Raw genomic sequence first — 238 nt, 5'->3', positions numbered from 1 at the left:
ATCCTGCACTGGCGCCATTGCATAAAATTGGCAGCGGCAAATGGGATAAAGCCAAGCAAAAAGCGCTCGAGCAAATCCATGACGTGGCGGCTGAACTGCTTAATATGCAAGCACGGCGCGAAGCCAAAGTTGGTATTCATTTTAAAATAGATCCATCACAGTACGAGCTGTTTGCCAGTCAATTTGCTTTTGAAGAAACGCCCGATCAAGCCAATGCTATCCATGCGGTGATGGAAGA

Annotated in this window: 1 protein-coding gene; it reads left to right on the top strand. The window is 47.1% G+C overall.

Annotated elements, in window-relative coordinates:
* The coding region (locus AAEY87_RS14395) for a hypothetical protein (RefSeq protein ID WP_350657660.1) at nt 1-238 on the top strand (238 nt) is incomplete at both ends.

The sequence above is a fragment of the Psychrobacter sp. S1-30-MNA-CIBAN-0213 genome, assembly GCF_040309845.1.
Lineage (GTDB): Bacteria > Pseudomonadota > Gammaproteobacteria > Pseudomonadales > Moraxellaceae > Psychrobacter.
This window is presented reverse-complemented; position numbering and strand designations above follow the sequence as displayed.